We start from the raw sequence: 22,760 nt of genomic DNA on the forward strand, positions 1-22,760 counted from the left end.
ACGTCAATCAAGATACATCAACGACAGGTCTGTGGAGGGGGTATGGCGGAAATATCCGGGGTACAAGGGGCGGTGGTGACGCCTGCCGATACGGTGTCTGGAACGGAGCGCATGGGAAAACTATCGCTGACCATGGCCTGGTGGGCGGTGTGCAGCGCTATTTTTTATATTGTCGTGGGGGCGTCGCTGGCGCTGAATTATGGCGCACGCAACGCCATCATCGGCATGGCATTGTCCGTGGTGTGTTACGGCGTGATCAATGCGGTGATTAGCCGTTTTGCTATCCGTAGCGGCCTGTCGGTAGCGGCATTTTCCGGCCAGTTATTCGGCCAGGCCGGCTCTGCGCTGGCGACGCTGATCTTTTTCTCTACCGCGATTTATTACGCGGTGTTTGAAGGTTCGGTGATCGCGTTCGCGATTAATCACCTGTTTCCCGCGTTGGATTATCACTGGGCGGCGCTGCTGGTGGTGCTTTACAGCGTGCCGTTGATTTTCGGCAGCGTGCAGCATTGGCTGGACAAGTTTAACGGCGTGTTGTTGCCGTTTTACCTGCTCGGGCTGGCGCTGACGGTGGTGGTGTCTATCCAACACTACGGCTATCAGCCGCAATGGTTGTCGTTCGGTCCGGCGTCGCCGCCTGCCTACGGCTGGTGGAACTGCTTTACCTACTACATGGGGGTGTGGATCTTAATGATGTACACCTTTGATTATGCCCGCTTCGGCCGTCAGGAAGACAGCCAGTACCACGCGCGCATCAACTTCGGTATGCCGTTCTATCTGATCACCTTTTTGCTCAATGGCGCGGTCGGTATCTATCTGGTCAGCAGTTTTGCCCAGCAGAATGGCGTCAGTGAAACCGCGGTGGTAGTCAATATCCTTAACCTGCTCGGTTTTTGGGGGTTACTGTTCGTGTGGGTGACGCAAACACGCATCAATACCGCCAACTATTATCTGGCTACCGTCAATATGCAGGTGTTTTTTGACCGACTGTTTCGAATGCGCTATCGCAAGATTGTCTGGGCCTGCGTGGTGGGGGTTGCGGTCTATGTGCTGATGCTGGCGGATGTGTTCGCCTATATCTTGCAAGCGCTGGCTTATCAGGGGGTGTTTGTGGTGGCGTGGGTCGGTGTGGCGCTGGCGCATATTCTCGGGGGACGCGCCGCGCCGACGACGGTACGAGCGTTGAATCCGACCGGCCTTGTCGCCTGGCTGCTGAGTGTGATTGCCGGGGTCGCGTTGATGCATGGCAGTGCGCTGTTACAGTCATTTTCCGCACCGGTGACCTTTGTGGTGGCGCTGGCGTTGTACCGGTTATTGCCGGATCAACGTAACGCCTGAGAGTGGCGGGGCAGGGAAGCCCGCCTGACTTCACCGGCTAATTTGTTAGCCGCTGGCCTTGAAAAAATCGCATACGGATCTATACCCAAAATAATTCGAGTTGCAGGAAGGCGGCAAGAGAGAGAATCCCGATGAGCTTACTTAGGTAAGTGATTCGGGTGAACGAACGCAGCCAACACACCTGCAACTTGAAGTATGACGGGTATATATGAAATAACGAAAGCAAGACAATATTGTTATTGTTGCCTTGCGGTTTGCACTTTTGAATGTGTGTCACGATATATTCAGGAGGTTAACTATGGCATTCAAATCCGTGTCTTTATTTCCGGCTTTTACCGACGCACTGTTCTCCGATCGTTTTAACCGTATCGACCGGCTGTTCAGCCAATTAACCGGTGATACCCCGCTTACCGCTACGCCATCCTACGACATCCGCCGGCTTGACGATACGCACTACGGCATTACGGTCAGCGTGCCCTGTTGGCGCGAAGAGGAGCTGGAGATCAATACACAGGGCGGTCAGCTCACCATCAGCGGTAAACATAAGGACGAAGTCTCGCAGGAGCAGCAGGAGCAGGAGAATTGGCTGTATCGCGGCATCAACCGCACCGATTTCAGCATCAGTTATTCACTGCCGGAACATGTCAAGGTAGAAGGCGCGCATCTGGAAAATGGCCTGCTGACTATTCATTTGCGACAGGATATTCCGGAAAACGAAAAGCCGAAAAAAATTGCCATTGAAAACCGCAATCAGGCGGGGGTTCAGGCATTGGAACATGAACATTAATTTTTATTATCCCTTCTTATGATTTCTTTTTTTTGCCCCGATTTTTATCGGGGCTTTTTTATAAGTAATATTTAAGAGTGCTTGCCTGATATTGCCGGAATCGTTGCAGATTATCTGTCTCTGTATGGAAATATTTATTCTCTTTGGTTTTATGGTGATAGATTTTCTGATGCAATAGTTGGGAGTATTCCGATACTGATATGGATGATATTAAAATACTTTTATAGGCAAAGCGATTTGATTGAATAAAAGTGTAATACTGTAATAAGTAATAAGGATGTATTGAAACTCACAGGTGAAAATTCTGATTCAGAGTATGGATGTGACGCTTTGTGAGGGTTTTATTCATATTAAACTTAACTTAGAAGGGTGCTCTCATGAAATATGTAAATGGTGGGGTGTTGTGTGTGACGTCGATTCTCCTTTTGTCAGGTATGGCTGAGGCTAGGGACAAAAATCTATATGATGGCGATACTTATGTGATTAACGAAAGTGGTTATTGTGCTGTTATTTATCGTAAAGACGGTGGTAATCTCAGTGGTGATTTCAAGGGCGGTGAAAGTTTACCGCGCATCTATATTAAAGATGATAGTGGTGAGTCCGTGATGGGAAAGCATCCTGTTTATGTCGATGTTGATTTTTATGTGCCTGACAGTAAGGATGGCCATATTGGCAATAATCCTTGTAGGGGTGCTTTTTATATGAAAGGGAAAAAACACCTGAAGTTAGATGGCCCAGCGGTAGCAATAACGAGTACTGTACAGTACTAACAGGCATTGGTAATGTCGAAAAATAAAAATGACACCGGGTGCTTGCTTGCGTAGCGGTTAGTTATATTTTAGCGGTTTTTACAACTTTTATTTTTTGAAGTAATAAATATAGTGTGAGCTAATTTTTTCGTGTTTTTAATTTTAGGGAATATACCCTAAATAATTCGAGTTGCAGTGACGGCGGCAAGTGAGTGAACCCCGATGAGCTTACTCAGGTAAGTGATTCGGGTGAACGAGCACAGCCAACACATCTGTAACTTGAAGTATGAAGGGTATAAAAGGTTTTTTCTGGTCGTTATCACAATCTCCAACATCAGAGGTGAATTATGAAATATGGTAAATGGTTTTTTTCTTTCATTGTCGCGGGGAGCCTATTGTCTGCCGCTATGGTACAGGCGGACTCAGGTTCAGGTGGTGTACTCAAGCCATACCAAACAGGTAAAACTAAAACGTATGTAGCGAATACCAGCGGTTACTGTCTGGCTATATCTCGAAAAGATAATCAAATGATAGCGAATGTATTTTCATTTGAATTGGGTAGTGATCATGGGCGACAACTGCCCGGGGACCATCCTGCCGTTATGCATGTTGTTTTTGTTCCCGGGAATAGTAACGATACTAAAGTTCAGTGCAAAAATGGTGTAAGTAATGTAAGTAAAGTGACTAATAAATCAAAGGATATGCGGTTTGATCAGACGGCCGTTTTTATAACTAAGTCGGACGTGCCTGATTAAGTAAGTGCAGTGTGGTTTCATCAGGATTGATACGATCCATACACGAATGTGAAATACGGTATTTAATTCACCAGAGGTGAATGATGAAATATATCGAAAGATTGCTTTCTGTTATAGCGTTGCTTCTCGTATCGTCGGGGATGGCTGCAGCAAAGAAAGAATGAAGAGGCCTTTTCTAAGAATACGCATGTGGGAAATGCAGCCGGGTATTTCGTCACGATTTCCAGAATGGATCAAAAAGCGTTTAGCGATAAGAAGTCGGAGTATTACCTGTATGATGGTTATCTGGAAGGCACTATTGCCGCGACTACCGCCGCTCCCCGGCCGATAAAGCTCCATGTCGTTTTTTATAAAGTTTCGGCAAATGATTCGGTAAAAGATGCGCTAGCGAAAAATACCGGGAGAAAGATAAGCATTTCTATAACGAGTTTGACGTAATCAGCATGATCGATGTGCCCTGATGGTCCATTTACCGTATTTTCTGGTAGCTGTCGCTCACTGCTTTTCTTGGGAATGTGGACGGGAAACCTATACTTGTGATTCGGATTGAGAATTTGCAGCACCGCTATGGTGAAACGACCATATTGCATTCGCTTTCATTACATCTCCGGCATGGGGAAACCTGTGCCGTTCTTGGTCGCTCCGGCAGCGGCAAAAGTACGCTGCTCAATGTGCTGGGGCTGCTGGAGCCGCTACAGCAGGGCAGTTATCATCTGGATGGTGACGATATCCGGCTGTGTTCCGCAGGCTTGCGTGCCCGGTTGCGTAATCAAAAACTGGGATTTGTGTTCCAGCATTTTCATTTGTTGGACAGTCATAACGTGCTGGATAACGTGGCGCTGCCGCTGTTGTACCGGAATATTCCCGTGGTGCAGGCCCGCCGCCGCGCTGTCGGCGTTCTGGGCGAATTGGGGATGTATCCGTATCGCCTGCAACGCCCGGCAACGCTGTCCGGCGGGCAGCGCCAACGGGTCGCATTGGCCCGGGCGCTGGTCGGTGAACCCTCCGTGTTGCTGGCGGATGAGCCGACCGGCAACCTGGATGCCGAAACCGCGCAAGAAATCCTCAACCTGTTACTGAACATCAACCGTCAGCGGGCATTAACCCTTGTCATGGTGACCCACGACGAGCAACTGGCACAACGGCTACAGCGACGTTACCGCATGAAAGACGGCGTGCTGATTGCGGAGTAAGTGCGGCATGAATGTGATGCAACAATGGCTTGAAGCCTGCCGCAACCTGATCGCCTTCCATCAGCGTGCGTCGTTGGCGATGTTGGGCATCGGTGTGGGCAGCGCATTGGTGGTGACGCTGTTAATGCTGGGCAAAAGCGCCCAACAGATGGCATTGAGTGCGTTTGACCATTTGGGCGGCGATATCATTGTGGTCGATATCGGCATCAAGGAAGACAGCCACTCGCCGGTACTGTTGTTGCCTGTCAAGCTGGATCTGTCGGTGCTGTCTCATGTGCACCATGGCATCCGGCGTGTTGTTCCGGTAGCGCGCTGGAATACCTCGTTGCCGCAGAAGGGGGATGAGAACGGCGTCCCGTTGATGGTGATCGGCTCTACGCCCGATCTGATGCCGTTGCTGGGATTGACGCTGGCGCAGGGGCGGGCGTTTTCCCGTTACGACAGCCGCAGCACCTATGCCATTGTCAGTGCGGATCTGGCCTCCCGGCTTTCGGGTCCTGCCCCGGCGCGCACTTTCCCGCTCGGCCATTACGCCTTTGATGTGATTGGTACCCTGAAATCAGCGACGTTATCAATCGGCGGGCAGGCGGCCGACCATGTCGTATTGGTACCGCTGGATACCATCATGCGGATTTCACCTTTTGCGACCACAGACCTGCTGTACATACAAGTGACGTCGACCACGCTCCTGACGTCGGTTGTCGATGCTATCCGACCCTGGCTTGAGCAGATGTTGCCGACGCGGACGATCCAGATTCAGCTCCAGCAGCAACTCATCGACAGCATGGCGCAACAAAATGCGACCTTCCGCTACCTGCTGGCGGCACTGGCCGCCGTGGCGCTGTTGATGGGCGGTATTGGCGTCATGAACGTCATGGTGATGAGTGTGTCGACGCGTCGGCATGAGATCGGCCTGCGTCAGGCTATTGGCGCCCGTTCGCTGGATATCGGCGTGTTGTTTCTGTTGGAAGCCGCTCTGCTTTCACTCCCCGGCGCGGTGCTGGGCAGCGTAGCAGGGGCGCTGCTCGCCTGGGCTTATACCCGTTACGCCGACTGGCCGCTGATGGTCGATCCGTGGGTGTTTCCACTGGCTATTGGCAGTTCGTTGGTACTGGCGGTCTTTTTTGGTCTGAAACCCTCGTTGACCGCCGCTCGTTTATCCCCTGCGGAGGCGTTACGTGAACATTAACCCGGCGTATGCCATCGCTTTTTTATCGTTATTGGTAGCGCCCTGGTCATCGCTGGCGAACGGTGCGACAGCCGGAGCGACGTTATCACCGGCGCGGGTGCCGCTTACGCTGGCCGATGCCGTCGCACTGGGTGTGCGTAACAGTAATACGCTGAAAAGCGTTGCGTTAACCCGGCTGATGGACAAGTTTGATTTGCTGGTTGCCGAAGATGGTTTTCGGCCGCATCTGGTGTTGAACAATCAGTATCGTCACAACATGGGGGCGCAGCTGCCAGGGCAGGAAAATCATGCCGGTCTTTCCGCCAGCTTGTTGACGCCATTGGGCACGCAGTTTGAGGCTGACTGGGACGATGACTATTCCGGCCAGTCATCGGCAGGAAGTTCCCGCAGTCTGGGAAACTCGGTCAATGTCGTACAGCCGTTGTTAAAGGGCGCCGGTGTTGAATTCAATACCGCACCGGTGCGTCTGGCCCGGCTTGATGAGCGCATTGGTCACCTGAACCAGCAAAAGCAGATGACAGACACCATTACGCAGATTGTTCAGGCTTACTACGGCTTGCTGGAGGCGCAGCAAGGGGTGATGCTGGCGCAGGAGTCGCTGCAACGGGCCAGCGCCCAGCGCGACGTGATGCAGGCATTGATTGACAGCGGCAGGCAGGCGGCGCTCGACAGACTCCAGAGCGATGCCGATATGTCCTCGCAGCAGTTAAGCCTGGAACAGCAGGAGAATGCCCTGAATGAGCGACGTCTGGCTCTGAACGGTTTATTGGGCATTGACACCCGTACGCCGTTGAGCGCCAGCGATCGCCTCGACATACACCCGATCACCCTGAAAGCGCCGCAGGCGATCGCGTTGGCGATGAAAAGTCAACCTGATTATCTGATTCAGCAACTCACGGCGGACAAACAGCAGATCTACCTGATGCAGGCGAAAAACCAGCGCCTGTGGGGGGTGGATCTGGTCGCCGGGGCCGGGCGAGTGAATACCCGGGCGGCAGATATCGAGGATGATGGCCGCTGGCAGCGCTATGTCGGCCTGAATGTCTCCATTCCGTTGAACGACCTGCAGGCGCGTCAGGAAGAGCAGCGCGCCTGGGTGGCGGGGAAAATACAACTATTGCAGATGGCGGATGTGCGTCAGCAACTGGAAGAAACGGTCACGCAGCAGGTCAACGCGCTTAATAGCAACTGGCAGCAGTTTTTGATTGCCGATCGCCTGACGCGACTGTCGGAAAAAACATTGCAGGCGGAGCAGGCCAAGCTACTGGCAGGGCGTTCATCGAACTTTCAGGTGCTGAGCTACCAGACCAGTCTGCGCGCTGCGCAAAGTGCGCGCGTGTCCGCGCAGATCGCCTATCTCAACGCGCGTGCTGAGCTGGATCGCGTGCTGGGCACCACCCTTAACCACTGGGGAATAGAGCAGAATGATCGGTAATATTCGTTGGCGACGACGGGTGTTGTATGGAGGGGTAATCATTCTGGCGGCGGTCTCGGCGTTTTTATCGTGGCCGGCCAAGACCGAAAGCGAAACCGGGACACAATGGCGCGCTGTCACGCCATCGCCGGTGGAAAACCATATTACGCTGTTGGCGCACGTGCAGGCGGCGGAGCAATATGTGGTCAGCGCCCCTTTTGATAGTCATATCAGCCAGTTGAACGTACAGGATGGGCAAGAAGTGCATAAAGGCGATCCCCTGCTGGCGTTGGATACCACCCCGTTGCAGATTGAGTATCGCGATGGGCAGGCACAATTTCTCAAGGCGCGTCAGTCGCTGAGAAATTTACGCGCCTGGGAAAACAGCAATGAAGTGATGTCGGCTCAGCGGGCGTTGATCATGGCGGAAATGAGCGAACGGGACGCCGTCAGCCAGCTGAATGCGGCACAACCGCTGTATCAACAAGGGATTATTGCACGTTCGGAGCGCGACAGCCTGGTTCAGCAACTGGCCAACCGCCGCCTGGAATTACAGGCGGCGCGTCAGGCGCTGACATCCGCACGGGCGTCGGGAAGTGCGGAAAATCAGACGGTGGCTGAACTGGAGTTGAATAACGCCGAACAGAAATTACAGCAAATTCGTGACCAGCAGGCACATGGTTGGCTGTATGCGCCCGGTGACGGCTATGCCGTTCGCATACAAAACGACGATAAGGATAAGATTGCCTTTCCCCGGCTAGGCCAGCGTGTCGGCGCGGGGGAGGCGTTATTCATGCTGGCGGGCGTGACGCGCTTTGATGCGCGGGCCAAAGCCGACGAAGCCGATATCGACCATTTGCGACCGGGCATGCCCGTCACGCTGACCAGCGAGGCGCTGCCCGGCCAGCCGCTGGCCGGTACGTTACGGATGGTCAGCCCGCAGGCCAATTACGCCGAAGGGCAGCCCGGCGCCACCTATGATGTCGTCTTCAATCTCGATTGCTGCCACGCCGGGCAGGCGGTGCCGCGGTTTGGTATGTCCGCACTGATAACCATCACCCTTGTTTCCGATCCGAAAGGCATGGTGCTGTTACCGGATGAGATCGGCCAGGACGAGCAGGGGAAGACGGCGGTTTATTATCGCCCCACACCACAGTCAGCGCCGGAAGTGAGGCGGATTGACGTCGTCAGTCCGTTGCCTCAGGGCATTCTGGTGAAAGGGCTGGAACCCGGCGAGGTTCGAAAGTGGGAGTGTTGCCATGCCGCCGCCGCCCGCTGAGTGTATTAAGAAATGAGTGTATTAAGAAATGAGTGTATTAAGAAAACAGAGGCGCCGGCCTGGCGCCTCGCTTCAGTTGGAGGCAATACGACATACCGGCATTACTCTCGCAGCAGCACTTGGGTGTTGTACTCCCACAACCGGTTGAAGTGGATGTCGTCCAGATTGCGTTGCGGGTTGATATTGCCGTTGAATGGCCGGTCGGTCGTGGCGGCGGCACCCCACGGGTTGGTGAGGTCGTAGCTGCTGTCAATGGTACTGTCGCGGATCACCAACTGGCCGTTGGCGGTTTTCCCCGGCAGGTAACCCGTCTGTTTCGCGCCCTGATCCCAGGCGCGCCCCAGTTTGGCTTTCCGCGCGCCGCGATAACCGCTGTCGCTGGTTAACAGGCTGTTGATCACCAGAAAGCCGTATTTCACCGACGAAATACTGTCTGGTGCGAACACATAGGCTTCTTTTGAGCCACGGCTCGACACGGTATGGAATCGCACCCCGTCAAACACGGCAGTGGCGCGACCGAACACATAATCCACATCCCCTTCAATGTAGCTGTCTTTGATGTAGGCGCGGCTGTAATGATCGGTAACATAGTCGTTTTGGCGATCGCTGGTATTGACGAAAAAAGTGTCCTGACGGCCGAGCAGGCGAACGTTTTCCAGTTGCACCCGGTCGCCGTCGGTACGTAGCGCAACGGCCTGATGCGTACCGCTGTCTACCGTATCCAGCAGCGCATTCACCACCGTCAGGTTTTTCAACTGAAAATCGTTGCTCTGTGACCACATCACGGCTGAACAGGTGGTATTGATGGTTGTGCCCGGTTTTGAAGCGCATACATCGTACATATACCAGGCCGGATCGGTCGGCTGATACTGACCGTGCGGATTGACGCGGGCGCGGTAGTCGGCCGGCGACATCATTGAATCCAGCGCCAGCGACACGACTACCTGTTCCGGCCGATCACCGGCACCGAATAACGTCAGTGGCGGCGCGCCCTCGGGGATGTATACCGTACCGGTGTAGGTGCCTGGCAGCAGTTTGATGTATACCCGCGTCTGGCCTGGATGCTGACGCAGCGCGGCATTCACCGCTTGCTGAATGCTGGTGTGGGTAACGCCGGCTACACTCACGCGCGGGCCGACGACATAAGCGGCGGTGACATGTGCGGTTTCAATCGGGGTTGGCGTCCAGCCATCCGTTATCGGTCGGGCGTATTCACCGCCGTGGGCGAAATAGTGTTGTGGTGTGAAGCGTTCGGCTTCCTGTGCCGACAGCACCGGGCGACCGGCGGTGCCGGGAAAAACCGGCTGAAAACGCGCCGAATGATTCGGCATCTGGCTGCCACAGGCGGTCAGGAGAATTGACATAGACACCGCGGCGGTCAGCCCGGAAAAGTGTGTCAGACTCACAGCGTGCTCCTCTTGGGTTGCGGTCATGTTAAGGGCGGATCGGCATCAGGCTGTGGCAGCCTACGCAACCCAGGACAAAAAAACGCGAAGCGGGATCATAAATTTTTAAAAATAAACCTGTGTTTCATTTCTATCTGCGAACGGTTGCCACAAACAAGGCGTCAATCCTGTTTTTTGGCGAGTTTTCTGTTAGATATTAGCGGGTTTTCTGTTAGATATAGAAGCAACTGCCGGGTCGATCAGGCGGAAAGGGCGGACGTGACAGACGAGCCGAATGGCACACTGATAATTGAACATCACAAACATGGCATTACTGATAAAAGCGGCGCTGGGCGCGATCGTGGTGGTATTGATTGGCCTGCTGGCCAAAACCCGTAATTACTACATTGCCGGGCTGGTGCCGTTATTCCCGACGTTTGCGCTGATAGCGCATTACATCGTGGGAACGGAACGCGGCGTGGAAGCGCTGCGCGCCACGATTCTGTTCGGCATCTGGGCGGTGATCCCCTATCTGGTGTACCTGATTTCGCTCTATTACTTTACCGGCGTGATGCGTTTGCCGCCGGCACTGATGCTGGCGGTGGTGTGCTGGAGTCTGTCGGCGGCGGCGCTGGTGAAAATCTGGAGCGGCTACCACGCCGGATAAGGCGGCACGGAGCGGGTCTGACCGAAAACCGCACCCGGCGAGCGCCGGGCAGCGATGTCGTATGCCGTCGTTACAGGTCGTCTTTGGTGATGCCGCGGGTGGCCGGTGCAGCGGTTGGGCCGGCGCTGACGCTGTTTTCAGCGTTGTACACCAGATAAATAGCTTTCTGATTGTCGATGCTATTGTCGAACACCAGCGTAATATTGTTTTTATCGAACCGAGCGGTCACGCGGGTGTTCGGCTTGTTCATGAAGGTATCCACGTCGCTGGCGGACAACGGTGCCGTCATGCCGTATTTACTCTTCAGCCCTTCCACGACGCCTGGCACATCGGGCAGCGCGATTGAGATTGCCAGACGGTTAAACTTGTCGCCGTTGAAACTGAATATCGCCTGGGTTTTTTTATCGGCAAAACTAAAGTCAGGGCAGATGTACACGGTCTGTCCCAGAATCATTTCCGGGCCACGCAGTGAACAATTCGCCTGTTGCCGGATGGTGGCGGCGGATGCGCCGAATTTCAGGTTTTTGTAACCGTCGGCAGCCGATGCCGTCAGCGACAGCAGCGACAGGGCAAGCGCCAGCAAAGAAGTATGTGGCTTGTTCATGTGATCCCTCGTGATGTGGTTGCGATGGTGTGAGCCTGGCACCTGACGGGGGACAGGGACCGTATGCGCCTGGCGATAATAATATACCCGTCATACTTCAAGTTGCAGGTGCGTTGGCTTTCCTCGCTCACCCCAGTCACTTACTTGAGTAAGCTCCTGGGGATTCGCTGCGTCGCCGCCTTCTTGCGACTCGAATTATTTAGGGTATATAAGAATGCGTCTATCTTACGTCGACTGACGGATTCTCTGAACGATTTATTTGCTTATGGTTACAGTTGTCAGGGACTCAGAAGCGATCCCAGGGCACCAGCAATAACAACAGTTCAATCACTACCACAAAAATCAGTAAGGCAATCAGTTTTTTACGCATGTTTATATGTCTATTAATTCATTGATCTCAATATTTTTTTATTCTTTGTTTAATAAATTCGCAAGTGTCCTTTGTCCTATCACTGACACAAACAAAATGACAGGTTGCTTCGAGCTTTTAGGGATATTTTTTATCTTGTCATTCACTGGTGCTTTAAAAAGGGGATTTACTATGAATATTAAACAGAAAGTAAAAAACATGACTTTGGAAGAGAAAATCGGGCAAAAAATCATGCTGGATTTTCGCTACTGGGAGCCGACCGGTAGCAGCAATCAGGATATGATTGCTCCTGATGAAACCATCGGCAAGTTAATCACGGATAACCACGTCGGTGGCGTGATTCTGTTTGCCAATAATCTTAAAGATCAGCAGCAGATCAAAACGTTGACAGCCTGGTATGCTGCGATGAAAACCCGCGCGGACATTCGTTTGTTTATTGGCACGGATAACGAAGGCGGTAATGTTTTTCGGCTACCACGCGGTGATTACTCTTCATTTCCCGGCAATATGGCCCTCTCCGCGGCCATTAATGGGGAAGCCGATGATCAACTTGCCGTTGAACAGGGCAAACTGATGGCCCAGGATATGCTCTCTTTGCATATCAATACCAACTTTGCACCAGTCGTCGATGTTAACACCAATCCTTTCAACCCAGTAATTAACGTACGTGCACTCAGCGATGACGAAAACACCGTTTCCCGTCTGGCTGAAAAAATCACAGCAGGGATGAGACAACAGGGGCTTATCACCACCTATAAACACTTTCCTGGGCACGGCAGTACGTCCACTGATTCACATACCGGCCTTCCTCGCGTCGATCGCTCACGGGAAGATGCCTTTGCCATTGATATCGCGCCTTATAAACAGGCGATTGATAACCAGGTGGCTCCGGATATGGTCATGACTGCGCATATTCAGTACCCGGCACTGGATAACAGTCAGGTTATCACCCGCAACGGTGAAAAAATTACAGTGCCTGCAACCATGTCACGCGAAATCCAGACCAATATCCTGCGCGGTGAGCTAGGTTATGCTGGCGTGACGATTTCGGATGCGTTGGATATGGGGGCGATTGCCGACCATTTCAGCCAGGAAGAGGCCATTGAAAACGTATTTGCCGCCGGGGTGGATATTGCCCTGATGCCTGTCAGCATTACATCACCTTCTCAGGCTAGCCTTCTGCCGGATCTTATCCGCTACATTGTGGAAATGGTTAAAAAAGATCGTATCAGCGAAGACGATATCGATGCATCGGTCGAACGCATTTTAAACCTCAAGAAACGGTATAACCTGCTGGGTGAAGAAGAAACCGCCACTGCCGGAGCTTCTCCGTCAGAGCATGAACTGGAAAAATGTATCGCCGATCGCTCGATTACTGTGGTTATAAACCAGCAATCGCTGTTGCCCTTAAAGGACAAAACCCTGCGCTATTTTATCCTGACCCCTTGGGGCGAGCAGGCCCACGGTGTTGCGACCGTGATGACTCAAGATGGATACCAGAACGTCGTTGCCGCAAAGGAAACAGAGCTTAGTGACGCGCAGGTCAGAGAGCATATTGACGGCTGTGACGTATTTTTGCTCGGGACACTGTCAACCCGCTTTACACCGGTTGAACAGGATGGCGTCGTTACCGGCGGAACAAAAGATAATAATCCTTATACCGGCTGGTTGAAATATGCCGCTGGTTTGGGGAAAAAACGCGTTCATCTTTCACTGCGCGCGCCATACGATATTGTCAGCTATGCCGAAGATGTAGATGCAGCTGTGGCCACCTATTCCTATTACGGGTATGACAACGGTATTTGGCGTGGTCACTCAATGATCTCTTTGGCAGACGTGCTAACAGGGAAACTCACGCCCCAGGGAAAACTGCCGGTCAATACCTGGCGTAATTTCGATGTGGAAACGAATACATGTACGGTAGCGTTCCCTCGTGGGTTTGGGCTGAGCTGGTAGTTTGATAAGGTGCAGAAACGTGTAGCGAGGGTTATTTCTAATACTGGAGTCGCCTTAAAGGGCTGAGAGATCCCCACAAAATCAGCACTAATAAAGACCCTGTACACGATTCTGTGTAAACGCCTTTTCTCAGAAGTGACCGCTCAGGCGGTCACCTGACTCGATATTGCTCCCCCATTGTCGACCAGCCACATGCCCGGCAGCGCTTTCTGTCCGTCTGTTGATGCCCAGCGCGAAGAATATCTCTTTGTTAATGATGCTGACACTGTGATGGGCCTTCACCCCAATACAATCTCGCGCAATGAACATCTGAAGAAAATCGAACGTGGAATGACGTGTATTCATTTTTCGTCATGTTCTGGTTTCTCTACCTTAATATCTTCTTTCTACTGGCATATACCCAAAATAATTCGAGTTGCAGGACAAAACGTGTTGCGTTTTGAACAACGCAACGCGTTGGCCCTTCAGGGCAAGGCTCATAGAGCCTTGTAACGCGGCAAGAGAGAGACAAATTCGTCGGGAACGAATTTGACCAGCCAACAACTGGCCTCTGGTGAGAGACAGGATGTCTCTCATTTCATCCCGATGAGCTTACTCAGGTAAGTGATTCGGGTGAACGAACGCAGCCAACGCACCTGCAACTTGAAGTATGACGGGTATAAGCAAGAAGCAAATATACGATCGAACGGGTGAGTTTTGTCAGCTTCTGGATCTACCCGTCGGATTTAATGACACTCAAAATAACGCAAGTAAAAAACGATTTAAATGCATTATCCGACTTTTGTCGTTTAGCGGTTATTGCCAGCAAGCAATGGTTGCTATGATAAACATATCTGATTTAACCTATATAAGGGCGCTTTCTGGAGAATTTCATGACTACCTTGACCCCGCAGGAGCTGTTTAAAGCGTTGTCTGATGAAACTCGCCTTTCGATCGTGCTGTTGTTGCGAGAAGCGGGTGAGTTGTGTGTGTGCGATTTATGTGAGGGGTTACAGGAGCCTCAGCCCAAGATTTCCCGCCATCTTGCACTATTGCGGGATGCCGGGCTGCTCGTGGATCGCCGCCAGGGTAAATGGATTCATTATCGGCTTTCGCTCCATATGCCGGCCTGGTGCGCCGCGATTATCGAACAGGCGTGGTTAAGCCAACGTCACGCTGTTGCCGGCGTGATAAAACGGCTTGGTCATCAGCGGGTTTGTGAATAAAAAATTTATCTTTATATATTCGTTATTTCATATGTGTTGATGGGGGCATGGCATGTTACTGGCTGCAGTCGTTTTTATACTGACGTTAATTCTGGTCATTTGGCAGCCGCGGGGGTTGGGGATTGGCTGGAGCGCGTCGTTTGGGGCGGTGCTGGCCTGGGCGACCGGGGTGATTCAGTTGGAAGATATTCCCGTGGTGTGGCACATCGTCTGGAACGCGACGACGACGTTCATTGCGGTGATTATTATCAGCTTACTGCTCGATAAGTCGGGTTTTTTTGAGTGGGCGGCGCTGCATATGGCGCGCAAAGGACAGGGCCGCGGCAAACGACTGTTCACGCTGATGATTGTGCTGGGGGCATTGGTCGCTGCGCTGTTTGCGAATGATGGCGCCGCGCTGATCCTGACGCCAATAGTCGTGGCGATGCTGACCGCGCTGGGTTTTAGCCGCGGTGCAACGCTGGCCTTTGTGATGGCCGCCGGGTTTATTGCTGATACCTCCAGTCTGCCGCTGGTAGTCTCTAATCTGGTTAATATCGTCACGGCGGATTACTTTCGTATCGATTTCAATACCTATGCGTGGGTGATGATTCCGGTGGATATCGCCGCTGTCGTTGCTACGTTGGTTGTGCTGCATCTGTTTTTTCGTCGGGACATTCCAACTGATTATGATTTGAACAAGCTGAAAGACCCCGCGGCGGCAATTCGCGACAGGCAGACGTTTAACGCCGGATGGTTTGTACTGGCACTGTTGTTAGGCGGTTTTTTCGTGTTGGAGCCGCTGGGCGTACCTGTCAGCCTGGTCGCAACGGTGGCCGCCGTGATCCTCTGGCTGGTCGCCCGGCGAGGGGCCATCATTGATACCGGCACAGTATTGCGCGGTGCGCCCTGGCAGATTGTGGTGTTTTCACTGGGCATGTATCTGGTGGTGTATGGTCTGCGTAATGCCGGACTGACGGATTCTCTGACACGTGTGTTGAATGATTTTGCCGCGCAGGGATTATGGACTGCGACAATCGGCACCGGTTTCCTCACGGCAGTGTTGTCATCGGTGATGAACAATATGCCGACGGTGCTTATCGGCGCATTGTCGATTGATGCTTCTGCGGCTGATGGCGTCATTCGTGAGGCAATGATTTACGCCAACATTATCGGCTGTGATTTAGGCCCCAAATTGACCCCTATCGGCAGCCTTGCCACGCTGCTGTGGTTGCACGTGCTGGCGCAAAAAGAGATTCGCATCAGTTGGGGGTATTATTTCCGCGTGGGCGTGGTGATGACGTTACCGGTGCTGTTCGTAACGCTGGCAGCGCTGGCGCTGCGTCTTTCTATCTAACCGGCGTGGCCTTCAACGCAGGCTTTCAAAGAGAATAGGGCAATGACAGAGATTACTATCTACCACAACCCGGTGTGCGGCACATCCCGCAATACACTGGCGCTGATTCGTAATAGCGGTGTTGAACCCACCGTTATCCACTACCTTGAAACGCCACCCTCCAGAGCGGAACTTGAGGGGCTGATTAGCGCGATGGGCATTACCCCACGTATGCTGCTGCGCCAAAACGTTGAGCCTTATAGCGAGTTAGGTCTGGCTGACGATAGCTTCAGCGATGAACAATTGATCACATTTATGCTGGCTCACCCCATATTGATCAACCGCCCGATTGTGGTCACGCCGCTTGGCACCCGGCTATGCCGCCCATCAGAAGTAGTGCTGGATATTTTGCCTGATGCACAGCAAGGCGCATTCATTAAAGAGGATGGCGAGCAAGTGGTTGATAAACAGGGAAAGCGTGTTAATTAGCTGCGAGTGACAGCGATGTTGCATCTTGGGAACTGGAATGCCGTTCTCTGTGCTGGTGGAGATTAGTTGCTGACCCTCTGCTAAGCGAGAAAAACGGACTACGACGAAGCGTCTCTTTCTGTTCCAGATATGGGATATATTGTAAAATTACCTCTTTATAAATAACAGGTGGCATCGGCAATGGTTTTGATCCCCAAAAACTACTCGCGGCTGGAAAGCGGTTACCGTGAGAAAGCACTAAAAATCTATCCATGGGTGTGTGGGCGCTGCTCACGGGAGTTTGTTTATTCAAACCTACGTGAATTAACAGTTCATCATATCGATCACGATCATACCAATAACCCGGAAGATGGCAGCAACTGGGAGTTGTTGTGTCTGTATTGCCATGACCACGAACACTCGAAGTACACGGAAGCCGAGCAGTACGGCACAACCGTTGTGGCGGGGGAAGACGCGCAAAAAGATGTTGGTGTAGCAACCTATAATCCCTTTGCCGATCTCAAGTCGATGCTTAATAAGAAGAAATAGCGCCAGCAACATCCGCTTTTGGCTAAGTACTGCAGACATTGAAGCGAGGCTGATACGAGCGAACAGCGGAAGTTATCCTCCCACGGATAATGAGTTGTTCGTGAGCGCTCTAAAATTGAATGGTTCGAATTATCGAAACACTGAGATTTCAAGTGCCGCAAGGATTGTGGCTTCCATTTTCTCCGGGGTGGTGAACGGTGCAAAACGCTTGAGCGGTTTACCGTCGCGACCGATCAGGAACTTAGTGAAGTTCCACTTGATTCGCCCACCCAGCACGCCAGGCAATTCGTTTTTCAGATAACGAAACACCGGGTGCGCTGCAGTTCCGTTGACCTCTACTTTCTCGAACATCGGGAAGCTCACGCCATAGTTAATGTGACAAGTCTGCGCGATTTCGTCGGCGTCGCCGGGTTCCTGTTTACCGAACTGGTTGCAGGGGAAACCCAGCACCACCAAACCCTGGGCGGCGTATTTCTGGTAGAGCGCTTCAAGGCCGCCGTATTGTGGCGTGAAGCCGCAATGGCTGGCGGTATTAACGACCAGAACCACCTTACCCGCGTAGTCGGCCATAGCGATAAGCTGGCCACCCAGACTGGTGGCTGTAAGTTGATGAAAGGAAGTCATATCGGAATCCTCAAATCCCATCTAGCAACATAAACTCGCGCCACTCGGCTGTACCCAAAGAAAGAGAGCTGTGCATCAACTCGCCTACACGTTCAGCAAGGAGTAGGTTTCTTACTCGTAGCAATTGCAACTGCGTGAATCGCCCATTATCTCCAGCCAAAGGAAAGAATGCCTGGCGGCTGCGTTCCCCATGTTTCACCGCATTGGTGTTACCAGCGGGAGCACCTGCACCGATACGTTTCCCGCCCCAACCGGACGATCTTGATTGTTGGTTATGTTTTTTGTCGTCTTTCATATCTGTATCGATGAGAGGCTATGTACTTGTGGAAAGTAAGAAAGAGAGTTTGGCTATATACCCGTCATACTTCAAGTTGCAGGTGCGTTGGCTTTATTACTCGGCCCATCTCTGGGCCTCGCCCTACGGGCCGTAGCGAGCTGCGTTCAAATCTGCTCCCGGCAGATTTGTCGCTCACCCCAGTCACTTACTTGAGTAAGCTCCCGGGGATTCGCTGCGTCGCCGTCTTCCTGCAACTCGAATTATTTTGGGTATAGATATTTATCTGATTTAATACTAAAAGCCACTCAGATGGTGGTTTTTAGTATTTGTAAAAAATTAACGTTCGATCATTCGGTCAAAAAGCAGTTGTTGAATGTCTTCACGTTGTGACTGAATAATATGAACCGTTACTTCTGTTTGTTCATCATTCAATGAATACAAAATACGGTAGCCATTTCCCGTATTGCACTCACGGTACTTCGTACAGCCAATCTTTGAAAGCTGTGGTGAAATAGGACAGCCTGTAGGGAAAACTTTAACTTTATCTTCAAATTCTTGAGTTGCAGCAGTCAGAATAGAAAGCGGTTCTAAATTCTTACTACGTAAAAATAGAGCTATTTTGTTAACGCAAAATTTTGCAGTTTCGGTATAAACTACATTTACTTCAATATCAGTTTTATTTTTTGCCATTTTAGCTCCCAGTTATTTACAAGTTATATACTTGCCAATATCTGGTCACGTGTGAATACACGCCCCTCGACTTTATCCTTTTCTGAAATAGTTAAAAGCTTTAAAAGAGCGATAGAATCATCACGTCTCTTTCTTTCTTCAAAAGATTCAATAACATAAGCAGGCATGCCATTCTGAGTAACCAGTATTGGCTCAGAAAGTTCAAGCGCAGCGGCGTGCTTTTTTATATAGCTAATAGTTTCTACTCTCATAGTAACTCCTACCCCACAAGGGGCAATTAAATACGTACAAAATTACGAAGGTTTCTCAAACATCATGAGTATTTATCACTCCGTGCCGACGCAAAGTAGTCGGTAACACATACGGCAGTTAAGCCGCTTCTTTAAAACATTCAGATTGTAACCTCATCAGCCGCCTTCTGAGGTACTCTTGATGGAGTGGTCTTAATATGAACTATATTTGGTCTTTTGTCAATGTGTTCTGAAAATTGAAAGATGAGTCAACATGGTTCTTCATGAGGGGATTATGTCTAGATGCTAAGAAAATTTTGAAAAAACCTTAGTATTTAGATGAATGCGTACTAACTGAGAATTTCCACGTACCTTCTTGCTGGAAATGGATTAACCAGCCATGATTTTTAGGGTGTGCCCCGTAACTATTTTTTGTACAGAACAGCATTGTTATCACTATGCAAAAAATGCTTTTAAGCGATAAAGAATGCCTCGAATCGCGCAATATTCAACCAAAAATCACATTTCGGAAATGATTCCTGCAGCAATTTTTAATATGCAAGGAGGTTAAGGGACACACCCTAGAGAAAGGAGAGGCAAGCGGCTACTTAATACTGTAAGTAGCCCTCTTGGAAGACGGGAAAAATCTTACGTTAAGCTTTCATAACAGGCAGCTTTGATCGAGGAGCGGAAGTTCAAAATTGTTCTCTCAGTTGGTGGCGGAATTATTAACATTGCCGTGTTTTAATCAACGGGGAGCAGGTCACGGTTTCCCAGTTAATATCTCCAAGTAGCGAGAATTGCAGAATGCTGACGAAGATGATTTTGGAAAAGTTCTGCATAATCTGATGATACAGCGGCTTTTACGCTTTCCCTTTCCGCAAGTGTAGCTATCCATGCGCAAGCACGCGGAAGTCCCTCAAAAATCGCCTCAGATACTGATGCATCGATGATGGAGAAGTAACGGAAAATAGGCGCGTAGACCGCATCAACCATACTGAATTCGGCACCAGAGAAATAAGGCCCTAAGCTCAATTCGGATTCAATACGTTCAAGTTGCTCACGGAACACCGCGCGTTTGCTGTCTGCAATGGCCTGATCAGTCGCATTTAAAAATTGCCATGCATTTCCAAGCATTGATGTAGAGAACTCGATCCATGCGCGCTGTCGGGCTCTTACTAATGCATCGTCAGCATACATCGAATCACCGTCTTGCGTTTCATTAAGGTATTCGCAGATCACCATGCTCTCGAAAATAATGGCATCTTCGCCGTTTGCCTGACGCACTTTAAGTAGCGGCACCTTGCCAGTGGGTGACAGAGCAAGAAACCAATCAGGCTTCGCCGATAGGTCTACATTTACGCGTTCAAATGGCACATTTTTTTCGAGAAGAACGATCGCTGAACGCTGCACAAAGGGACATAGTGGGTGGCTAATCAGTGTTAGGTCATGAGTAGACATCTCAAACTCCAGATAAAATGATAGCCCGCCGCCATAAAAGGTGGCGGGCTTGATGAACGGTAAATCTTATTTTGGTGGCTTAGATTGAAACACCGCCGTCGATGACGATTTCTGAACCCACGGTCCAGGCAGACTCATCAGATGCGAAGTAAAGTACCGCTTGCGCGACTTCTTGAGGCTTACCAAAACGACCTGCAGGGATGGTTGCAACGATATCTTTCATCACTTGATCATGATATTCCACTGGAATCCCCGCCTTATCGTAAAGCGGTGTGTCAACTGGGCCTGGGCTCACTGCGTTGATACGAATTCCACGAGAAAGTAACTCGTTAGAAAGTGTTTTTGACATGTTCAGCAATGCCGCTTTGGTTGAGCCATAAACGGAAGAGTTCTCAGGTCCGGTGTGAGCATTTATAGATGTATTAAAGACCACTGATGCAGAGCTTGCGAACACCGGCAGCAGTGCCTGCATTAGGAAGTAAGGGCCTTTAACGTTGATATCATAAATACGGTCGAACATCTCTTCTGTCCATACCTCGATGGGCATATACATTGATATACCCGCATTCAGGAAAGCGATATCCAGTTCACCAAAGTGTTCCTTAACCGTTTGAGCCAGAGCTTTCTGTGCATTCACATCAGCGGAATCAGCGCTCACGACTAACACATCATTACCAAGTTCTACTTTCGCCTTTGCGATAGAATCAGGGTTAACACCAGTAACAATTACGCGTGCACCTTCTGCCACAAACAGCTTCGCTGTTTCAAGACCAATACCACTTGTTCCACCCGTAATCAGTGCGCGTTTACCTTGTAATCTAGACATGTAAAAATCTCCTGTTAGTTTTAACAACTGATCGGCGAATGACCGATTTGATAGCCACTATAAGCTCATGCTCATATAGTGATAAGATTGTATTCTTAAATATGTTTCATGCATTAAAAGCATAAATGGGTTTTAGGATGGATAGATTACTTTTGATGACATGCTTTGTCCGTACCGCTGAAACAGGCAGCTTTTCCGCAGCCGGTAGGGATTTAGGCTTAGGGCAACCGAACGTGAGTCGTCATGTTGCAACCCTCGAAGAGCATTTGCAGACCAGATTACTTCACAGATCAACCCGCAAGCTTTCCCTAACTCCTGAAGGAGAACGTTATTATTTGGAAGCAAGGCGTATTCTGGAGGCCGTCGAAGAGTCAGAGTCTTCTTTCAGAGAAAATGTTACACCCACAGGGCTATTACGCGTTGCTTGCCCCACAGCATTGGCTCACACATTCTTAGTCCCGCACATCCCAGATTTTTTAGAACGCTACCCTGAGCTAACACTCGAGCTACAGATTAATGACCGCTATATCAATCTCGTTGATGAAGGGGCTGAGCTGGCAATCCGCATTGGACACCTGGAGGACAGTGCTATGCGTGCCCGCAGACTTGGCATGTATGAGCGAGTCTGTGTTGCCAGTAACAAGTACTTAGCTAAACACGGAACCCCTAATACCCCAGAGGATTTAAAAAACATGATTGTTTGATCTATACCTTGCTAACAACAGGAGCTACCTGGAGATTTCAGGATATCAATGTTCCTATTTCTGGTCGGCTCAGGGTCAATTCACCAGAAGCAGTACAGAAATTTGTCAATGCAGGGGTTGGGATCGCACAGGGCCCAGAATGGCTGTTCGAGGAGGGACTGGAAAATGGCAACTTACAATTATTACTGACTGATTACACTGCACCGCCCGTTCCCATTCAAGCCGTTTATGTTGCTAATCGACTTTTACCAAAACGGGCGATTGTGTTCATGGATTTTGTTGCTGAAATTTTTGAAAAAAATCCCGCATTCAAAGTTTACAACTCAATGAAATGAGCCTGAGATAACGAACATATCTGAATCATTAGTAAAATTTAGTCAATCTTAGGCTGTGTCCCTTAACTGACCGGCTCCCCATAAAGTATGTAGTCGTCGCGAATGACGGCGCAACTGGTTTGTGATGCGCTGCAAATGGCGCTCTGGTGTCGTAAGCGACCGAAAAACGTTATTGTCCATATCGACCGTGACAGTCTCCGTATCCGAGTTAGACTTATATTAATTTTTTGTTTTTTCTAACGAATTTATGGATGATATTTTTTTTAACTCTTTTAGATAATCTGGATTATGCTCAATTAGGCTTTGTTGAATAAATCGAACTTTTGCTGAGTTGAAGGATCAGATCACGCATTCCCTGACAACGCAGGCAGTCCCGTGGCAAAGCAGAAG

24 protein-coding genes and 1 pseudogene are annotated in these 22,760 nt (G+C 50.6%); 16 read left to right on the forward strand and 9 right to left on the reverse strand.

Translation table 11 applies throughout. From position 1 onward, the window contains the following. Positions 1-42 precede the first annotated feature (42 nt). The 9 genes from DCH402_RS08410 (at position 43) to DCH402_RS08450 (ending at position 8,704) form a co-directional block, all read left to right on the forward strand. Positions 43-1,338 (forward strand): purine-cytosine permease family protein, encoded by a 1,296-nt coding sequence (locus DCH402_RS08410; RefSeq protein ID WP_040000690.1) that lies wholly within the window; start codon positions 43-45, stop codon positions 1,336-1,338. A 298-nt stretch (positions 1,339-1,636) separates the two neighbouring features. Continuing rightward, entirely contained in the window at positions 1,637-2,125 is a 489-nt protein-coding gene (locus DCH402_RS08415) for an Hsp20 family protein (protein WP_040000691.1), read from the forward strand. Positions 2,126-2,502: 377 nt separating this feature from the next. Then, positions 2,503-2,895: a hypothetical protein gene (locus tag DCH402_RS08420; protein WP_040000692.1), complete on the forward strand. Its 393-nt coding sequence runs from the start codon at positions 2,503-2,505 to the stop codon at positions 2,893-2,895. A 326-nt stretch (positions 2,896-3,221) separates the two neighbouring features. Further along, on the forward strand, positions 3,222-3,629 hold the full coding sequence (locus DCH402_RS08425; RefSeq protein WP_040000693.1) for a hypothetical protein: 408 nt from the start codon (positions 3,222-3,224) through the stop codon (positions 3,627-3,629). A gap of 189 nt (positions 3,630-3,818) precedes the next feature. Next, a complete protein-coding gene (locus tag DCH402_RS08430) occupies positions 3,819-4,067 on the forward strand; it encodes a hypothetical protein (RefSeq protein ID WP_040000694.1) in 249 nt (82 codons plus the stop codon). A 98-nt stretch (positions 4,068-4,165) separates the two neighbouring features. Next, entirely contained in the window at positions 4,166-4,822 is a 657-nt protein-coding gene (locus DCH402_RS08435) for an ABC transporter ATP-binding protein (protein WP_050583282.1), read from the forward strand. Positions 4,823-4,829: 7 nt separating this feature from the next. Next, positions 4,830-6,011 (forward strand): ABC transporter permease, encoded by a 1,182-nt coding sequence (locus DCH402_RS08440; protein WP_040000695.1) that lies wholly within the window; start codon positions 4,830-4,832, stop codon positions 6,009-6,011. Next, on the forward strand, positions 6,001-7,446 hold the full coding sequence (locus DCH402_RS08445; protein WP_040000696.1) for a TolC family protein: 1,446 nt from the start codon (positions 6,001-6,003) through the stop codon (positions 7,444-7,446). Before DCH402_RS08440 ends, DCH402_RS08445 begins: the two co-directional genes overlap by 11 nt. Then, positions 7,436-8,704 (forward strand): HlyD family secretion protein, encoded by a 1,269-nt coding sequence (locus DCH402_RS08450; RefSeq protein WP_040000697.1) that lies wholly within the window; start codon positions 7,436-7,438, stop codon positions 8,702-8,704. Before DCH402_RS08445 ends, DCH402_RS08450 begins: the two co-directional genes overlap by 11 nt. Positions 8,705-8,805: 101 nt before the next feature. On the opposite strand, the gene pemB is transcribed toward DCH402_RS08450, so the two are convergent. After that, positions 8,806-10,110 carry a pectinesterase PemB gene (gene pemB, locus DCH402_RS08455; RefSeq protein ID WP_233276339.1) on the reverse strand — a complete coding sequence of 435 codons (1,305 nt, stop codon included), beginning with the start codon at positions 10,108-10,110 and terminating at the stop codon, positions 8,806-8,808. Positions 10,111-10,414: 304 nt separating this feature from the next. On the opposite strand from pemB, the gene DCH402_RS08460 reads away from it, so the two are divergent. Continuing rightward, a complete protein-coding gene (locus tag DCH402_RS08460; RefSeq protein ID WP_012770170.1) occupies positions 10,415-10,756 on the forward strand; it encodes a GlpM family protein in 342 nt (113 codons plus the stop codon). A gap of 70 nt (positions 10,757-10,826) precedes the next feature. Here DCH402_RS08460 and DCH402_RS08465 read toward each other — a convergent pair whose 3' ends face one another. After that, complete coding sequence (locus DCH402_RS08465) at positions 10,827-11,360, reverse strand: hypothetical protein (protein WP_040000698.1); 534 nt, start codon at positions 11,358-11,360, stop codon at positions 10,827-10,829. A 541-nt stretch (positions 11,361-11,901) separates the two neighbouring features. On the opposite strand from DCH402_RS08465, the gene DCH402_RS08470 reads away from it, so the two are divergent. Beyond that, positions 11,902-13,686, forward strand: coding sequence for a glycoside hydrolase family 3 protein (locus DCH402_RS08470; RefSeq protein ID WP_040000699.1), 1,785 nt, complete (start codon positions 11,902-11,904; stop codon positions 13,684-13,686). Between the two features lie 129 nt (positions 13,687-13,815). Here the strand turns inward: DCH402_RS08470 and DCH402_RS23375 are convergent, their stop codons facing one another. Beyond that, positions 13,816-14,031, reverse strand: a complete 216-nt coding sequence (locus DCH402_RS23375; protein ID WP_040000700.1) for a hypothetical protein — start codon at positions 14,029-14,031, stop codon at positions 13,816-13,818. A gap of 527 nt (positions 14,032-14,558) precedes the next feature. On the opposite strand from DCH402_RS23375, the gene DCH402_RS08480 reads away from it, so the two are divergent. From DCH402_RS08480 to yajD, 4 genes are all read left to right on the forward strand, one after another. Beyond that, complete coding sequence (locus DCH402_RS08480; protein ID WP_040000701.1) at positions 14,559-14,891, forward strand: metalloregulator ArsR/SmtB family transcription factor; 333 nt, start codon at positions 14,559-14,561, stop codon at positions 14,889-14,891. Between the two features lie 52 nt (positions 14,892-14,943). Then, positions 14,944-16,227, forward strand: a complete 1,284-nt coding sequence (locus tag DCH402_RS08485) for an arsenic transporter (protein ID WP_040000702.1) — start codon at positions 14,944-14,946, stop codon at positions 16,225-16,227. Between the two features lie 42 nt (positions 16,228-16,269). Continuing rightward, complete coding sequence (gene arsC / locus DCH402_RS08490; protein ID WP_040000703.1) at positions 16,270-16,695, forward strand: glutaredoxin-dependent arsenate reductase; 426 nt, start codon at positions 16,270-16,272, stop codon at positions 16,693-16,695. A gap of 180 nt (positions 16,696-16,875) precedes the next feature. Beyond that, a complete protein-coding gene (gene yajD, locus DCH402_RS08495) occupies positions 16,876-17,223 on the forward strand; it encodes an HNH nuclease YajD (protein WP_038901022.1) in 348 nt (115 codons plus the stop codon). Between the two features lie 129 nt (positions 17,224-17,352). On the opposite strand, the gene DCH402_RS08500 is transcribed toward yajD, so the two are convergent. The 6 genes from DCH402_RS08500 to DCH402_RS08520 form a co-directional block, all read right to left on the reverse strand. Beyond that, positions 17,353-17,847: a glutathione peroxidase gene (locus tag DCH402_RS08500; RefSeq protein WP_040000704.1), complete on the reverse strand. Its 495-nt coding sequence runs from the start codon at positions 17,845-17,847 to the stop codon at positions 17,353-17,355. Positions 17,848-17,857: 10 nt separating this feature from the next. Continuing rightward, positions 17,858-18,142, reverse strand: coding sequence for a hypothetical protein (locus tag DCH402_RS21220; RefSeq protein ID WP_226052167.1), 285 nt, complete (start codon positions 18,140-18,142; stop codon positions 17,858-17,860). Between the two features lie 318 nt (positions 18,143-18,460). Further along, positions 18,461-18,814, reverse strand: coding sequence for a hypothetical protein (locus tag DCH402_RS08505; protein ID WP_040000705.1), 354 nt, complete (start codon positions 18,812-18,814; stop codon positions 18,461-18,463). A 23-nt stretch (positions 18,815-18,837) separates the two neighbouring features. Then, positions 18,838-19,065 carry a prevent-host-death protein gene (locus tag DCH402_RS08510; RefSeq protein WP_040000707.1) on the reverse strand — a complete coding sequence of 76 codons (228 nt, stop codon included), beginning with the start codon at positions 19,063-19,065 and terminating at the stop codon, positions 18,838-18,840. A 756-nt stretch (positions 19,066-19,821) separates the two neighbouring features. Continuing rightward, positions 19,822-20,505, reverse strand: a complete 684-nt coding sequence (locus DCH402_RS08515) for a glutathione S-transferase family protein (RefSeq protein WP_040000708.1) — start codon at positions 20,503-20,505, stop codon at positions 19,822-19,824. Between the two features lie 79 nt (positions 20,506-20,584). Then, complete coding sequence (locus tag DCH402_RS08520) at positions 20,585-21,331, reverse strand: SDR family oxidoreductase (protein ID WP_040000709.1); 747 nt, start codon at positions 21,329-21,331, stop codon at positions 20,585-20,587. A 137-nt stretch (positions 21,332-21,468) separates the two neighbouring features. On the opposite strand from DCH402_RS08520, the pseudogene DCH402_RS08525 reads away from it, so the two are divergent. Further along, positions 21,469-22,370 (forward strand): annotated as a pseudogene (locus tag DCH402_RS08525) (LysR family transcriptional regulator). Positions 22,371-22,760: the final 390 nt, after the last annotated feature.

This window comes from Dickeya chrysanthemi NCPPB 402, from assembly GCF_000406105.1.
GTDB lineage: Bacteria > Pseudomonadota > Gammaproteobacteria > Enterobacterales > Enterobacteriaceae > Dickeya > Dickeya chrysanthemi.